Below are 15,500 nucleotides of genomic sequence, written 5' to 3'. Positions count from 1 at the left end.
GCTCAGTCTTTTTCGACCAAGCGGTAGTAAACGTAATCTGAAATTGCGCCGTTGACGAAGCCACTGACGCGCTCCGACATAGCCACCTGCTTGGTCGCCTGGAACATGATGATGATCGGCGAATGCTGCTGCACTTCAACTTGCAGATGACGATACATATCCAGACGCTTGTCTGAATCCTGTTCGGTCAACGCTGCCATGGTTTCTTCGTTCAGCTCATCCGACGGCTGCCAGGCATTACGCCAGGTGGTGGTGCTCTGGTAGTGGTCGTCCGAGTTGTCGGCGTTGTAAGAGAACGCCTTGGCGTTGGAATGCGGGTCCATAAAGTCCGGACCCCAGTAGAGCAACATGGCTTCGTGGGTACGGGCGCGGTACTTGGTAATCACCTGAGCACCGGTGCCGGGGATGATGTCGAAGTTGATACCGACGGGCGCAAAGGTCGCTTGCAGCGCCTGAGCCATATCGGTGAAGGGCGCCGAGTTGATCACATCCAGCGTCACGGTCATCGGCAGTTCAACACCGGCGTCTTCGAGAATCTGACGCGCACGGTCGGGGTCGTAGCTGTACGGAGTGTCTTCTACCGCACCCGGGAAACCGGCCGGCCAGAACGCCTGATGCACCTGCATCTGGCCGTTCAGGAACGAATCGACCATACCTTTATAATCGACCAGGTAACGCGCTGCTTCCCAGAGAGTTTCCGAGGTCAGCGCCTCGTCTTTCTGGTTGAACGACAGGAAATGCACCGCTGCCTGAGGGTAGGTTTCGGTGTTGATTTCGTCGTTGTCGGCCATGCCGGCAATCTGATCCGGCGTCAGGTTCATCGCCATATCGACATCACCGGCTTCGAGCAACAGACGCTGAGTCGCGGCTTCTGCAACGTGACGGATGATGACGCTGTCCATTGCCGGCGCGCCGCCAAAGTAGTCCGCATTGGCATCCATGATCAGCAATTCTGCCGGGCGATAGGTGCGCAGTTTAAAAGGACCAGTACCGGCTGAGTTACGGTTCAACCAGCCGTTGCCCATGTCACCATCGACTTCGTGCGAGCTGACTTCTACCGCATCGACGATAGCCGCCGGACGTGCCGCCAGAACGTTCATCACAAATGAAGGCGCAAAATCACCGTCGTACTGCACCACCACCTGATCGCCATCGGCGACCACCATTTGCTCGACGTTATCCGCCGTCCAACCCAGCTGAGTCAGAATAAAGGCCGGTGCCTTGTTCAGCTTGACCACACGGGTAAAGGAATAGACCACGTCTTCAGCGCGCAGCGGGTTGCCGGAGTGGAAGCTCACACCATCACGCAGGGTGAAGGTGATGGTTTTGTTGTCGGCATCGATGTCCCAGTCAGTCGCCAGGCCCGGCGCCAGTTCGGTGGTGTTGGTCGCATCGTACTGCACCAACTGGTCGTAGCTGTTGGCGACGTATTCACCGGAGGAAAACTCGTAGGCTTGCGCCGGGTCGATGCTAACGATGTCGTCGATATTTTGCGCCACCACCAAGGTGTTGTCCGGTGTCGCAGCGTGCAGTTGTGTGACCGGCAGCAGCGCTAAGGCAGCGGCCAAGGTCGTGTGGATGACTCTGTTCATGGTTATTGACTCCCAACTTTCTTTTAGAGTTATGACTCGCGTTTGAGCGGGGTTTGTTTTGGTCCTCGTAACCGAGGGGTGGTGCCAGTCCAGAGGATTCGTGCGCCGCTGTCGCCGGTGTTGGCGAAGCTGTGCGGGACATCGCCCATAAAGTGCAGCGAGTCGCCAACTTGCATGGCAAAGCTGCCTTCGCCCAACACCTGCTGCACTTCACCTTCGAGCACGACAATCATTTCTTCACCCGGGTGACTGGTCAGCTCTGAGGCGTAACCGGCCGGGATATGGATGATCAGTGACGTCAAAGTGCCGCCGGGCAGGTCGGTAGACAGTTTTTCGTATTGCAGTGATGAATCGGCCACGGCGAAACGACTGCGTTCGTTGGCGCGGGTATAGCTGTCGGTCACCTTGGGCGTGGCGATAAAGTATTCGATGGACACTTCCAGCGCTCCGGCCAATTGCGCCAGGGTGCCGAGCGAAGGGGTGGCTTTGTCGCGTTCCACCAGACTCAAAAAACCCACCGAGATGCCGGCCAGGTCACTCAGCTGCTGCAGGGTCAGATTGGCACGGCGACGAGCGTCGCGGATGCGGCTGCCACTGAGTAGTTTTTTCTCGCTGTCTGGTTGGGCGTCGGGCAAGACCATGAGTCATCCTTCTTCTATTAATCGCCGTTTAACAGTGTTCGTCATGAACCCTGTTTGACACTCTTTAATGTAAAACCAATTTGACACTTTTATTAAAACCAGTTTGACACTTTTATTAAAACCAGTTTGACACTATAAAAATTTTTTAGTTTAGTCAAAAAACATTTTTATAGAGTAAAAGGCGCTTTTACCATGGATCAGGGAGCCCTTTGGCGGACCCGCTTACCCTCGCTGCGGCGCTGGTCGCTGTCGATTGCCGGCGTGCTGGCAACGGTCGCCGCGACCTTTCTCGGGCTTCTGGCGATTACCTTTCTAATCGGCCGGGTCGTGCCTATCGATCCGGTTTTGGCCGTGGTCGGCGACCGTGCGCCTCAGGCCGTCTATGACGCTGCCCGTCTGGAAATGGGACTGGACGATCCGTTGATCGTGCAGTTCTTCCACTATGTCGGCTCGGTGCTCAGCGGTGACTTAGGCGTGTCGGTCAGCTCGCAAAGACCGGTCGCCGAAGAACTGGCGCGGGTGTTTCCGGCGACGCTGGAAATGGCACTGATCGGCATCATCATCGGCGTCGCGCTGGGCGTACCAGCCGGTGTCATCGCTGCGGCGCGCCAGGGTTCCTGGCTCGATCAGATCATCCGCGTCATTGGTTTGGCCGGTTACGCTATTCCGGCGTTCTGGTTAGGTCTGGTTGGCTTGGCGCTGTTTTATGCGCATCTGCATTGGGTCGGTGGACCCGGACGTATCGATATCTATCTGGAAGGGATGGTGCCCACTCGCACCGGCTTGCTGTTAATCGACAGTCTGCTGGCTGGCGACTGGATGGTCTGGCGCAGCGCTTTTTCACACATCATTTTGCCGGCGACTATTTTGGGGTTTTTCAGCCTGGCGTACATAGCGCGCATGACGCGCTCTTTTATGCTCGAACAACTCAGCCAGGAATTTGTCACCACCGCTCGGGTTAAAGGTGTGCCGGAATATCTGGTGATCTGGCGTCACGCCTTCCGACCGATACGGGTGCAACTGGTGACGGTTATCGGTTTGTCTTTCGCACAGTTGCTGGAAGGTTCGGTGATGATTGAAACGGTGTTCTCCTGGCCAGGCATCGGTAATTTCCTCACCAATGCCTTACTCAACGCCGATATGAATTCGGTGCTCGGTGCCACTCTGGTAATCGGCGCGGTCTTTATCGGCGTCAATAAAATTTCTGATTTGCTCTACCGTTTGCTCGATCCGAGGGCCCGCTCATGATGTTGTCGAAAAGCTGGCTGTTGGACGACAGCCCAGAAACCCGTTGGCAGGCGAGCCTCGGTCAAGGCTATCGCACGCTGCGCAATCTGATGCGCAATCCGCTGGCGTTGATCGGTTTATTGATCATTATCGCGCTGCTGTTAGTAGCGGCTTTGGCGCCGCTGATTGCGCCCTACTCGCCCATCGCCAGCGACCTGGGCGCGCGTCTGCAACCGCCCTCGGCGGCACACTGGATGGGCACCGACGAACTCGGTCGCGATATTTTGTCGCGCATTATTTATGGCTCGCGCATCACGCTCTTTATTGTGCTGTTGGTGGCGGTTATTTCCGCGCCCATCGGTTTGTTAATTGGCACCGTCGCTGGTTATTTCGGTGGCTGGATTGATCGTATTTTGATGGGCATCACCGATATTTTTCTGTCAATGCCACGATTGATTTTGGCCTTGGCCTTTGTCGCCGCTTTAGGACCAGGTATAGAGAACGCCGTTATCGCCATTGCCATTACTGCCTGGCCGGTTTATGCGCGTATCGCCCGCGCCGAAACACTGACCTTCCGGCAGGCAGAATTTATCAGCGCTATTCGTATGCAGGGCGCCGGTCATCTGCGCATTATTTTCCGCCACGTTATGCCGCTGTGTATGTCGTCGACCATTGTGCGCGTCACCCTGGATATGGCCGGCATTATTCTCACCGCCGCCGGCCTCGGTTTTCTCGGTCTGGGCGCGCAACCGCCGCTGCCGGAATGGGGCGCGATGATCTCCAGCGGTCGCAATTTCATTCTCGATCAATGGTGGGTTGCCACCATGCCGGGCTTCGCCATCCTCATCGTCAGTCTGGGCTTTTGCCTGTTCGGCGATGGGCTGCGTGATGTACTCGATCCGCGCAACAGGAGCCACTGATGCCTCTTTTAGAAGTCAACAATCTGCGTGTCAGCTTTCCTTCGGAGCAAGGCCCGGTCGAGGTCGTCAAAGGCATCAGTTTTGAGCTGAATCGTGAACGCCTGGGCATCGTCGGTGAAAGCGGTTCGGGCAAATCCATGACCGGCCGGGCGCTGTTACGACTGATTCGCGCACCGGGGAAAGTCAGTGCCGACGCGCTGCGTTTTAACGGCGAAGAACTGACCACGCTGAGCGATCGCGCCATGCGCCGTTTGCGCGGCGCGCGTCTGTCGATGGTAATGCAGGACCCAAAATATTCGCTCAATCCGGTGATGCGCATCGGCGAACAGATGGCTGAAGTGATGGCCGTACACAGCAAAGTATCGCGCCGCGAACGCAAACAAAAAGTGTTGCAGGCGCTGGAGTCGGTACGCATTCACGACCCGGAGCGGGTCTATCGGCTTTATCCGCATGAGGTCTCCGGCGGCATGGGCCAGCGGGTGATGATTGCCATGATGGTGATACTGGAACCCGACTTAATTATTGCCGACGAACCAACGTCTGCTCTGGATGTTTCAGTGCAAGCCCAGGTGCTCGATATTCTCGATGATCTGGTAAATCGCAACGGTATGGGACTGATTTTTATCAGCCACGATCTCAACTTGGTGGCGCGTTATTGCGACCGCATTTTGGTGATGTTTAACGGTCGCATTGTCGAAACCTGCGCCGCCAACGAATTGCATCTGGCGCAACATCCGTACACCCAGGGTTTGCTGGCGTCGATGCCAACTCTGGATGAAAACCGCGATCGTTTGCCGGTATTGAATCGCGCCGATCTGGAGGCTTACAGCCAATGATCGAACTGAATAATCTCAGCGTTTCCTACGGCGATACCGAGGTGGTGAAGTCGGTCAGCCTGGACATCGCCAAGGGCGAAAGTTTTGCCTTAGTCGGTGAAAGCGGCTCGGGAAAATCGACCATTCTTAAAGCCATTTCCGGCCAGGAAAAACATTGGCGCGGACAGATTCAGTTGAATCAGCAAGCGCTGAGCAAGACACCCAATGCCGCTCAGGTACGGCTGTGTCAGATGGTGTTTCAGGATCCTTATGGGTCGCTGCATCCGCGCAAAAGCGTCGACACTATTTTGTCGGAACCCTTGGCAATTCACGGCATTGGCAACCACAGCGAACGTGTTTTAAAAGCGCTCGATGACGTCGGCCTGGCGCAGAAATTTCGCTTCCGGCTGCCGCACCAGTTGTCGGGCGGGCAACGTCAGCGTGTCGCCATTGCCCGGGCGCTGATGCTCGATCCGAAAATTCTGCTGCTCGACGAACCGACCTCGGCGCTCGATGTATCGGTGCAGGCTGAAGTGCTGAACCTGTTGAAGACGCTGCGCGCAGAACGGCAGCTGACCTATTTTCTGGTCACTCATGACCTGCCGGTGGTGTCCTTTTTATGCGACCGCTTGGGTGTGCTGCGCCATGGCGAATTGGTCGAAGTCGCCGCCGTTAGCCAACTGAAAAATCGCCAACTCGACAGCGAATACGGCCAGGAACTGCTGTCGAAAAGCCACTGATTAAAGAGAGATAATTGCATGACATCGCACTATCAAGCACATCTGCAAACGCTGATTGAGCGTTACCAAACCGCTCTGGAACGTTCCGGTCACGATGCCGTGGTGATCAGCGCCGGTCCGTTGCTGACCATCGCCGAAGACGATCGCACCTTTCCCTATACGCCGCGTGCTTTCGCGCAACAATGGTTGCCTTACGACCTCGATCCGGACACCTTCGTCATCTTTCGTCCCGGCGAAAAACCGCGACTGTTGTGGCCGGCCCGCGCCGACTTCTGGCATCTGACGCCACAAGAACCCAGCGGCGATTGGACCGCTTTGTGGAATATCGAAGCCGCCACTCCAGTCGCCGACTGGCTGCCCAAACTGGCCGGACGCATCGCCTGGATCGGACCGCAACACGCCGATGCCAGTCAGGTTGAAGTCGACCCGGCGGGACTGAAAGCGGAGCTGAGTTATTGCCGCGCTTATAAGACCGCTTTCGAAATCGATTGCCTGGCTGCGGCCAGCCGCAAAGGCGTTAAAGGTCATCTGGCGGCTCAGCTGGCCTTTGCTGAAGGTGGCTCTGAGGCACAGATCTACCGTGCCTTTTTGGGCGCCAGCGAACAGTTGGAAATCCAAGAGCCTTACAGTGGCATCGTCGCACTGAATGAAGCCGCGGCAACCTTGCACTACGAACGTCGTCGCTTTGCCGCGCCATCGCAACACCGCACCTTACTGATCGATGCCGGCGCCAAGGTCAATGGTTATGCCAGCGACATCACTCGTACTTACTGTGCCGAAGCGGGTTTGTTTGCTGAGATACTGAACAGCATGGAGCCCTTGCAACAGCGTCTGTGCCAAGCGGTGAAGCCGGGCGTGACCATGCCGGAATTGCATCAACAGGCATTGGCGGGCGTGGCTGAGGTGTTACACCAGCATAAACTCTGCTCACTGTCGGTAGACGAACAGTTGGCCAAACGCATACCGCAGGCTTTTTATCCGCACGGTCTGGGGCACTTACTGGGTTTGCAGGTTCACGATGTGGGCGGCCATCAACAGGATATGGCGGGTACTATTAAGCGCGATGAGGACTCACCGGCGCTGCGGCTGACCCGAACGTTCGAGACCGGCATGGTGACCACCATCGAGCCGGGTTTGTACTTTATTCCCATGCTGCTGGACCAACTGATGCGCAACCAGCCGCAGCATGGTTTGGATGTCGAGCGCATTGAACAGCTCAAAGCCTTCGGCGGCATTCGTATTGAAGACAATCTGGTGGTCACCGCTGAAGGTCAGCGTAACCTGACCCGCGAAGCCTTTGGTTATTAACCGCAAAAACGGTTAACCGAACAGCTGATCGATCAGGCTCGGCGCTCTGCTCATGGCTTTGTAGGCCTCAATAGCACTGTTGTTGCTGGGGCCTTTTTCACGCAGGAAATACAGCTCGCCGTTTTCAAAGGCTTCGCGAATCTCATCATCGGTCATGTTCGCCAAAGCGTCGGCTTTCTCTTGATTGAACCAGTCCGGCACTTCCTGATTGTCGGCCACCAGTTGATAGGCATTGAACAAGGCTTCGGAGGGTTGGGTGCCGTTGGCTTCGTGTTCGGCCATGGCTTTGCTGATCGCGTTGTAGGCGGCATCCATGGTGCCAGGAGCCAGTTCCAACCCCTTGGCGCTCCACTGTTCCATCTGGCCGCCGCCAAATACCAAACGCGCCAGGTGATTCTTCGAGGCAGCGCCGGATAACATGGCTTGTTCGGCAGCCGCCTGTTCAGGGGTGCGTTCAATCGGTTCGATGTCACCGGCAGCTTCTAGCCGCCGGGTTTCCACCGTCTGGATAAATTGTTCCGCCCATTGCGATAAAGAACCGGAAATATTCATGGCAACGCCTCTGTGACTGATCCACGGTCAGTGGTCATTTCAAGAGGCATGCCAGTTTCAAGAGACCGAGCTGTGAGCATTCAATCAGCCGGGTACGTCGATCAGTCTGCGGCTTCTGCGGCATCGCTGGGACGAGTCCGTGACCGACGGCCATCACCCAACCATTGATAGCTGATGCTGAACACCAGCGCCTGGCGGTCGCGATCATCCAGCCGCTCGGTCACTGAGCTGTCAGCCGCATCACCGATGTAGTGACTGTGACTGAGCACCGTCACCGCCGACCAACGCGGCTTAAAGCGATAGGCGGTAACCAGAGTGAGGCCGAGATCCTGCCAGCCGGCGTCGGCATCATAGGGTTCGACACCGGCGCGACTGGCTTCACTGCTGTTAAGGGAGAAGAAACGGTCGGCGTAGCTATCGCTGAAATAGCTGGCGCTGGCGCTGCTGATCAGCGTCAGCTTGTCGGTGGCCGGCCACACCCAGCCGAGGCTGAACTTGCCGTAGGGCGATTCATGCCCGCCTGGCCAGGTAGTCACCACTTCGCTACCAACCGTCGCAATACCCGGCAAAGGCACGCCGATGACTTTCCAGGGCAGGCCGGTACTGGCAGACAGCCCGATTTCTGCCGAGGCGGGAATGTCGGGCAGATCATTTTCGTCGCGACCGCCGCTGTAACGCACCAGCGGCCCCATACTCAGCAAGGGACTGGGCACCAGATCTGCACCAATGCCCGGCCCCTGGCTCGCCACCGAATAACCATTAGCCTCATAGCGGAACGAAGGCGCCGGAAACACTTGCCAATCGTCGTCGCTAACCGGCGGCAATACCGCCACACCGAGCCCCACCGACAGGTCTGCGCCCTGAACGCTGCCGACCATAACCACCCACAAACACCACCATCTATTCAATGTTTTGCTCTCTCCTGAACGACTAAGGGCGAGCCCGGTTCACCCAATCCGGCGGACTATATCAAAGTTATGTGACATTGAGGCACAGCCACTGTCCTGGCCGAGGGTCCAGCTGAGGCCGTTATTCGGAGGTTGTTTGTGACCTGAATCACAATGTTGGGCAGACTGAACGCTAAGCGCTCAGCAACCGCCTATTTTTTGTACGGATTGGAAGGATGCATACGCTCTGTCTTGCGCACCCGGTTCAAGGATGGTCCGAACGCTCTGGCGTCGTTTTCGACGCGGCGTGGTCATTCTTCTACCTCAGGTTTCTCTGGGCCAATTTACCTAGGGGGCCTCTGAATAACTCCCCCGGGCTCTGGCTTATCCGAGGGATGTTGCCACAAGGCGAACTCATGTAGGAATGCCTAGGCCTTTCAAATGAGTTTAACGCAGTGGCAACGTTCCTCGGAAAGCCCCGAAGGGCGCGGCTAAAACGTCCTGCCCCGGCGTTGCACTTCTTGACAAGGGCTACGGCCATTGCGCTGCGAAGTACGCCTTGTGGCAGAACGTTTTAGCTCGCGCAGAGCCCTGGGAGAGTTGTTCAGAGGCCCCCTAAACCAACGGTAGCATGCGATGTTCCTGGCCAATGTATCCCGAGCGGTAACCTCTGACCACGCACTTTCCCCACCCTTTGGGCGTCTTAGGCGCCGTCATTGGCAGTTCTGCTGTTACTAACGATGCAACTCTGACCCAAAGGGGAACGGCGCTTTAGCGTGGATACTCGTGTCTTGGTGGTGCACCACCATCCGCTGCTGCGTTACGGCCTGGCGGCGCTGATCAACGCCACGGCCGGGCTCTGCCTGGTGGCCGAACGCGCACAGCCGCGAGGTACGGTGCGGCTGTTGCGGCAGCTTGAGGTGGATGTGGCGGTGATTGAACTGACCACAGCTGACGGCGATGCCTGGCGTTTGATCGATGCCGTCAAGGTACGCGGCCTGGCCGTGCGCGTGCTGTTGATGACCAGCCAGCCACGCGGCGATCTGGTGTACAGAGCCCTGACTGCCGGTGTTGCCGGTTACATCACGGCCCAGTCGTCACCGGAGCGCATTGTCGAGGCGATTCGCAGCGCCGCCGCAGGCGAGGTGTGTTTGTCACCCGAAGCCCAAGCCAGCCTGCAGGCCTTCTTGGAAGACGGCAACACCATCATGGCCGAGCCGGAACCTTCGGCGCCGCCGCGCTTGTCGGAAGTCGAGTACGAGGTGCTGTATTGGATTGCCCAGGGTCTGTCCAACAGCGAAGTCGGCCGGGTGCTGCATCTGAGTCCTTCCACAGTGAAAAACCACCGCCAGAATCTGTTCGCCAAACTCGGCGTCGCCAATGCTCCGGCAGCGGTTTTTCGTGCGATTCAAAGTGGCCTGCTTAAGCCCTGAACCAGAGCTCGGGCGACTTGTCCGAAAGTCTGGCTGTTCGACCCATGGTCGTCCGAATGCCGCCTGCCTAGGGTGAAGCCACATTCCAGCGCAGGAGGCGTTATGTCTCTCAGCCAAGCCAAAGCCAGCCGTCCCAAGCAGCAACCCTTTAGCCGCAGCCGCGTCATCGGCCTGTTGCTCGGGCCTACGTTGTTACTGATCACCCTGCTGCTGCCACTGTCACTCAGTTGGCCGCAGCAGGCGTTGCTGGCGATCATCCTGATGACCATCACCTACTGGATCACCCAGCCGATTCCGATTCCGGTGACCTCCATTCTCGGTCTGACGCTGACGGTGGTGTTGAACGTCGCCCCGGCACGAACGGTCTTTGGTGCCTTCTCGTCGCCGACGCTGTTTCTGTTGATCGGCGGCTTTCTGATCACCCTGTCGATGGTCAAATACGGTCTCGGGCAGCGGCTGGCGTTGGGGGTGTTATCACTGCCCGGCATTGGCCAGTCGACCACGCGCATCATCGCCGCCTTCGGGTTGCTCGCCGCCCTGCTGTCCGGCGTTATCGATAACGGCGCGGTCGCTTCCATGCTGGTGCCCATTGCCATCGGTCTGGTGCAGGCGTTGTCACCCGACATCTATAAACGCTGTCCGGATTTGCCCGACCATCGGCCGCTGCGCTTTGCCACGGCGCTGATGTTGATCACCGCTTACGGCGCCACCGTCGGCGCACTGATGACGCCCTTTGGCGATGCCTCCAACCTGGTCGGTCGCGAATTTATCCTCAGCGAATTTGGCTTGCTGATTTCGGTGGGCACCTGGATGTCACTGGCGCTGCCTATTGTTGCCGTGCTTTTCGTGCTGCTGGTGACGCTGGTGATCCTGATGAATCGCCCGGAAATCGGTCGCCTGCCCAATGCCCAGCAACATCTGGCGGCGCATCGTAACAAGCTCGGCCGCATGAGCCAGGGCGAAATCAACACCGCCATTGCCTTTGGGCTGGCGGTCTTCCTGTGGTTGTTGCCGGCGATCGTCGCGGTGATCTTTGGACACGGCTCGGCGCCGCATCTGTTTTTGGCCCAGCGCCTGCCGGCTCCTGTGGTGGCCATTCTCGTCGCCTGCAGTCTGTTTCTGATGCCGGTCAGTCGCGACAAGGGTTTCACGCTGCGCTGGCGCGATGTCAGCGCCATGGATTGGGGACCGATTCTGTTGGTCGGTTCCGCCCTGGCACTGGGCAACCTGATGACCCAGACCGGCCTGGCAGAGGTGTTCGGTAATGCTCTGGCGTCACACGTCGGCAACGTTGGTCCTTTAGCGGTGAGTTTCATCGCCTCGGCCACGGCCATCCTGTTTTCCGAAATCAGCACCAACCTGGTCAGCATTACCGTGCTGGTGCCGACGCTGCCACCGGTCGCCGAAGCCGGCGGTGGTGATCCGTTAATGGTGGCGCTGATCGCAACCTTTTCCGCCATCTACGGCTTTATGTTGCCCATCTCCACCTCGGCCAACGTCATCGTGTTTGGCTCAGGCCAGGTGCCGGTGTGGCGCATGATCAAAACCGGTTTTCTGGTCGATCTGTCCGGAATTCTGGTCATCGTGACCGGCGTAACGCTGCTGATGCAGCTGGTGCCGGTGGCGGCTTTCTAAGCCTGAACCTGAGGAGGTGAACCATGAGTACCGGCAACAGCAGCACCAACACAAACAGCAATACCGATACCGGCAACGACCACAACGAAGCCGAAGACAGCCAACAGGCCAAGGCCAAAGGTGAGCCGGTGGTCGATCGCGCTGAGCACGCCGTGGCAACTTCGGCGGTCACCGCCGAAGCCGAACAGGGCGATGGCCCGGCCTCGGCCAGTGCGGCCAGTTCGGCGGTCGGCGATGGCGTGGCCCAGACCAGTGCGGTTTCGGTCAGCGTCAGTGGCGACTATGCCGCGGCCGCCTCCGACACCGTGGCCGTAGCGGTCGGCCCTTATGGCGCGGCAGCGGCCGGTCCGGTCGGTGTGGCGGTAGTCGCACCCGATGGTGCCAGTGCCAGCAGCAACGCTGCCAATGCCAGCAGTACCGCCATCCAAGCCAATGACAGCGCGAGCGAAGGCGACAGCGAACGAGCAACACCGAGTCGCCAGCGTAGCGCGTCCAAGCGTCCCAAATCCTGATGCCAGAACGCACCGGGATCGGACATCCGTAAATGCAAACTAATGGAGGAAACCATGACTCAACAAAGCAATGCTCAAACCGACGCCATCCTGTCTGTGGTCAAAGAGATCAAGACGATGGTGATGGCCGAACGGCGCGAAGCTGAGTTCGAGCAAATTCACGACGAACTAAACGCCATCGGTCGCCAGCACGAGTCGATTCGCAACGACCTGCGTGAAGTGCTGATGAAATTGGCACAAAACCAGACCGCAGCGGACTGACATCGTGACGTCCGAACCAGCCCCGGCGGTGCAAACGGCCGGGGCTTTTTATCGCCGCTGATTTTTATCGCCACAGTGCTCGCCCGATACTGGTCAGCCTCGACCCTTACCGGTAGAGTGCAGACTTTGTTGTCTTGCCTTCGACCGTCATGCTGAACCGTTTACGGCACTCCACGCACCACGCCGTCACCCTCACTCGCTATGCCCTGGTTGCCAGTCTTATCTCGGTCATCGATGCCGGTGGTCTCTATGCGTTGCATGAAGGCCTGGGTTGGAACGTCTTTATCTCGCGCGTCTGTTCCTATCTGACGGCCATGACCACCGGTTACTTTCTGAACCGGCAATTCACCTTCCATAACCACCAGCGTGTGCATCGGCTGTCGGTCGAGCTGGCGCATTATTACGGCGTTCATTCCACCGGCGGTCTGATCAACTATGGCGTCTTCAGCCTGACTTTATTGGTCGGTCACCAGTTGGCGCTGGCACCAGTCTGGGATTTCTGGCTGCCGCTGCTGGGTGTCTGGCTCGGTGGCATCGCCGGGATGAGCTTCAATTACAGCCTGTCCAACAAACTGATCTTTCGGCGCCACAGCGAATAACCCGCCTAACACAATCAAGGCTTGACTCCTCGGCCAAAATCAATACCGTACTAGTACATGAGTACACAGTCCGATTACAAAGCCGAGTTGCTCGACTACCTGCTCGCCATCGACGACGCCCCAAGCCTGGACGCCGCCCTGGAAAGCCTGCTGACACCGGCCGAATACACCGAGATCACCAAGCGTCTGCAAATCTTCAAGATGCTGCGCGCCGGTGTTCCGCAACGCAAAATCGCCGAAACCCTGGGTGTCGGCATTGCCACAGTGTCACGCGGCGCCCGCGCCCTGCACGACGACAACCACTGACTTCAGGAAGTATTCACCATGTCCGAGCGCCCTCAGCCCTTTGTGTTGCCGCGCAAACCGCAGTACATCAAGCTCGCCGACGACTGCGATTTTTTTGAACTGTTCAAGAAAATAGAAAAGCGTTTCGACACCTGCTTTATGCTCGAATCGCTCGGCGAAGACAGCCATATTTCACGTTACTCGATCATTGGTTTCGATCCTGAATACAGCCTCTACGCCAACGGCAGAACGCTGAGCATCGAAGACCGCGACGGCCAGCGCAGCGATTACGACAGCGACAATCCCTATCAATTACTGCGCGAAATCATGCCGCAGAATATTATCTCGCGGCGATACGCCGGTGGCCTGACCGGTTACCTCGGTTACGATGCGATGCAGTATTTTGAACCGACCCTGCAACTGAAGCATAACGACGATTTCGACACCTTCCGTTTCGGTTTGTACAAAGACGGGTTGATTCTCGACAAAATGACCGGCGAGATTATTTACTTTCATTACGGCGACAGCCGGGTGGATTTTCTCGATGCTTTGATCGATACCGACTATGAAGGCAACGGCCCACTGCGTATCGAATTTTCAGGCGACACCATGAGCCAGGCCGAACATGCCCAGGCCGTCGCCAAAGTAAAAAACGACATCATCAACGGCAAAATTTTTCAGTGTGAAGTCGGCTTTAAAAAACGCCTGAAAATCGACGGCGACACCATCAACATCTATGAGCAACTGCGCGAAGTTAATCCGTCACCGCAGATGTACTACGTCAAATTCGGCGACCAGAAATTGATCGGCGCCAGCCCGGAACTGCTATTCCGTTTGCGTCAGGGTGAGATGGAAACCTTCCCGCTGGCCGGCACCACCAAACGCGGCAAAAATGAACAGGAAGACACCCAATACGCCCGTGCCTTGTTGAACGATCCTAAGGAAATCGCCGAGCACAATATGATTGTCGATTTGCATCGCAACGACATCGGTCGGGTAGCGCGCTTTGGCACCGTTAAAGTGCGTTCGCTGATGGACATCAAACGCTTCAGTCATGTGCAGCATATATCCAGCGAGATCGTCGGCATCATCGATGAAGACGAAGATATGTTCAGTGCTCTGGCGAGTAACTTTCCAGCCGGCACCCTGACCGGCGCGCCGAAAATTGAGGCGATGAAAATTATCGACGGCCTGGAGACCGATGGTCGTGGTCCTTATGGCGGCGGCGTCGGTCATTTCTCCTTTAACGGTGACTGCACCTTCGCCATTCCCATCCGCACCGTCTTCGCCAATGGCAACCGTGCCTATGTGCAAACCTGCGGTGGCAATGTGTACGACAGCAACGCTGAAGATGAATACGAAGAAATTCGCCGTAAGTTTGCCGGCACCCGCATGGCGTTGGCGCCCTTTATGGAAGGAGAGCTCGAATGAAGGTTTTAATCATCGATAATTATGACTCCTTCACCTACAACCTCTATCAGTATATCGGCGAAATTCTCTCCACCGCCAAGCGCCATAACCGCCTGGAAGATTTTCAGGTGTTGGTGAAGCGCAACGATGAAATCAGCCTGGCCGAAGTGCGCGATCTGAATCCGGATCGCATTATTATTTCGCCCGGACCCGGCTCACCGGATGACGCAAGCTATTTCGGTGTTTGCGCCTCAGTCATCACTGAACTGGGCCCGACCATTCCATTGCTGGGTGTGTGCTTAGGTATGCAAGGTATCGTGCATTGCTTTGGTGGCAAGGTCGTGCTGGCGCCGCTGCCGATGCACGGCAAAATCAGCCCGGTCACTCATGGCGGTGATTCCGTTTTTGCCAATGTCCCGGATAAGCTGGAAGTGATGCGCTATCACTCTTTAATCGCCGATGCCGCAACCTTACCGGAATGCCTGAGGGTGACCGCAGCGGTCGGTGACTTAAGCGCAGATCAGTTTGACGATCGCAAGGCGTTGCAAAGCGCCGGTGATTTCGAACTGATGGGCGTGCAACACCGGGACTATCCCATTCATGGCATCCAGTTTCATCCGGAGTCGTTTGCGACGGAAGGTGGCAAGGAGATGCTCGAGAACTTTATTTTGGCAGACTAGCCC

At 57.2% G+C, this 15,500-nt stretch carries 17 protein-coding genes; 13 read left to right on the top strand and 4 right to left on the bottom strand.

The window, feature by feature from the left end; all coding sequences use genetic code 11:
- Positions 1-2: 2 nt before the first annotated feature.
- A complete protein-coding gene (locus tag ABMA60_RS03440) occupies positions 3-1,592 on the bottom strand; it encodes an ABC transporter substrate-binding protein (RefSeq protein WP_392798733.1) in 1,590 nt (529 codons plus the stop codon).
- A 29-nt stretch (positions 1,593-1,621) separates the two neighbouring features.
- Positions 1,622-2,233: a helix-turn-helix domain-containing protein gene (locus ABMA60_RS03435; RefSeq protein WP_392798730.1), complete on the bottom strand. Its 612-nt coding sequence runs from the start codon at positions 2,231-2,233 to the stop codon at positions 1,622-1,624.
- A 192-nt stretch (positions 2,234-2,425) separates the two neighbouring features.
- On the opposite strand from ABMA60_RS03435, the gene ABMA60_RS03430 reads away from it, so the two are divergent.
- The 5 genes from ABMA60_RS03430 to pepQ are packed head-to-tail and all read left to right on the top strand — an operon-like array spanning position 2,426 to position 7,243.
- Complete coding sequence (locus ABMA60_RS03430) at positions 2,426-3,481, top strand: ABC transporter permease (RefSeq protein WP_392798727.1); 1,056 nt, start codon at positions 2,426-2,428, stop codon at positions 3,479-3,481.
- A complete protein-coding gene (nikC, locus tag ABMA60_RS03425) occupies positions 3,478-4,380 on the top strand; it encodes a nickel transporter permease (protein ID WP_392798725.1) in 903 nt (300 codons plus the stop codon). Before ABMA60_RS03430 ends, nikC begins: the two co-directional genes overlap by 4 nt.
- Positions 4,380-5,216: an ABC transporter ATP-binding protein gene (locus tag ABMA60_RS03420; RefSeq protein WP_392798722.1), complete on the top strand. Its 837-nt coding sequence runs from the start codon at positions 4,380-4,382 to the stop codon at positions 5,214-5,216. Before nikC ends, ABMA60_RS03420 begins: the two co-directional genes overlap by 1 nt.
- Entirely contained in the window at positions 5,213-5,935 is a 723-nt protein-coding gene (locus ABMA60_RS03415) for an ABC transporter ATP-binding protein (RefSeq protein WP_392798719.1), read from the top strand. The genes ABMA60_RS03420 and ABMA60_RS03415 overlap by 4 nt, the downstream gene beginning before the upstream one ends.
- Before the next feature lie 18 nt (positions 5,936-5,953).
- Positions 5,954-7,243: a Xaa-Pro dipeptidase gene (gene pepQ, locus ABMA60_RS03410; RefSeq protein WP_392798716.1), complete on the top strand. Its 1,290-nt coding sequence runs from the start codon at positions 5,954-5,956 to the stop codon at positions 7,241-7,243.
- Positions 7,244-7,255: 12 nt separating this feature from the next.
- Here the strand turns inward: pepQ and ABMA60_RS03405 are convergent, their stop codons facing one another.
- Positions 7,256-7,795 carry a hypothetical protein gene (locus ABMA60_RS03405; RefSeq protein WP_392798714.1) on the bottom strand — a complete coding sequence of 180 codons (540 nt, stop codon included), beginning with the start codon at positions 7,793-7,795 and terminating at the stop codon, positions 7,256-7,258.
- Positions 7,796-7,896: 101 nt separating this feature from the next.
- The gene (locus tag ABMA60_RS03400) at positions 7,897-8,703 is read right to left on the bottom strand and encodes a MipA/OmpV family protein (protein ID WP_392798711.1); all 807 of its coding nucleotides are present in this window, start codon (positions 8,701-8,703) and stop codon (positions 7,897-7,899) included.
- Positions 8,704-9,458: 755 nt separating this feature from the next.
- Here ABMA60_RS03400 and ABMA60_RS03395 point away from each other — a divergent pair.
- The 8 genes from ABMA60_RS03395 to ABMA60_RS03360 all read left to right on the top strand — a co-directional run bounded on the left by ABMA60_RS03395 (position 9,459) and on the right by ABMA60_RS03360 (position 15,497).
- The gene (locus ABMA60_RS03395; protein ID WP_392798709.1) at positions 9,459-10,115 is read left to right on the top strand and encodes a LuxR C-terminal-related transcriptional regulator; all 657 of its coding nucleotides are present in this window, start codon (positions 9,459-9,461) and stop codon (positions 10,113-10,115) included.
- 102 nt (positions 10,116-10,217) lie between these two features.
- A complete protein-coding gene (locus tag ABMA60_RS03390) occupies positions 10,218-11,750 on the top strand; it encodes an SLC13 family permease (protein WP_392798706.1) in 1,533 nt (510 codons plus the stop codon).
- Between the two features lie 23 nt (positions 11,751-11,773).
- Positions 11,774-12,262 (top strand): hypothetical protein, encoded by a 489-nt coding sequence (locus ABMA60_RS03385; RefSeq protein WP_392798703.1) that lies wholly within the window; start codon positions 11,774-11,776, stop codon positions 12,260-12,262.
- 54 nt (positions 12,263-12,316) lie between these two features.
- Positions 12,317-12,523 carry a hypothetical protein gene (locus ABMA60_RS03380; protein WP_392798701.1) on the top strand — a complete coding sequence of 69 codons (207 nt, stop codon included), beginning with the start codon at positions 12,317-12,319 and terminating at the stop codon, positions 12,521-12,523.
- Between the two features lie 149 nt (positions 12,524-12,672).
- Positions 12,673-13,122, top strand: coding sequence for a GtrA family protein (locus ABMA60_RS03375; RefSeq protein ID WP_392798698.1), 450 nt, complete (start codon positions 12,673-12,675; stop codon positions 13,120-13,122).
- Between the two features lie 57 nt (positions 13,123-13,179).
- Positions 13,180-13,428, top strand: coding sequence for a Trp family transcriptional regulator (locus ABMA60_RS03370; protein ID WP_392798695.1), 249 nt, complete (start codon positions 13,180-13,182; stop codon positions 13,426-13,428).
- 18 nt (positions 13,429-13,446) lie between these two features.
- The gene (locus tag ABMA60_RS03365; protein WP_392798693.1) at positions 13,447-14,838 is read left to right on the top strand and encodes an anthranilate synthase component I family protein; all 1,392 of its coding nucleotides are present in this window, start codon (positions 13,447-13,449) and stop codon (positions 14,836-14,838) included.
- Positions 14,835-15,497, top strand: coding sequence for an anthranilate synthase component II (locus ABMA60_RS03360; RefSeq protein WP_392798690.1), 663 nt, complete (start codon positions 14,835-14,837; stop codon positions 15,495-15,497). Before ABMA60_RS03365 ends, ABMA60_RS03360 begins: the two co-directional genes overlap by 4 nt.
- Positions 15,498-15,500: the final 3 nt, after the last annotated feature.

This window comes from Saccharospirillum sp. HFRX-2 (genome assembly GCF_043196805.1).
Taxonomy (GTDB): Bacteria; Pseudomonadota; Gammaproteobacteria; order Pseudomonadales; family Natronospirillaceae; genus Saccharospirillum.
This window is presented reverse-complemented; position numbering and strand designations above follow the sequence as displayed.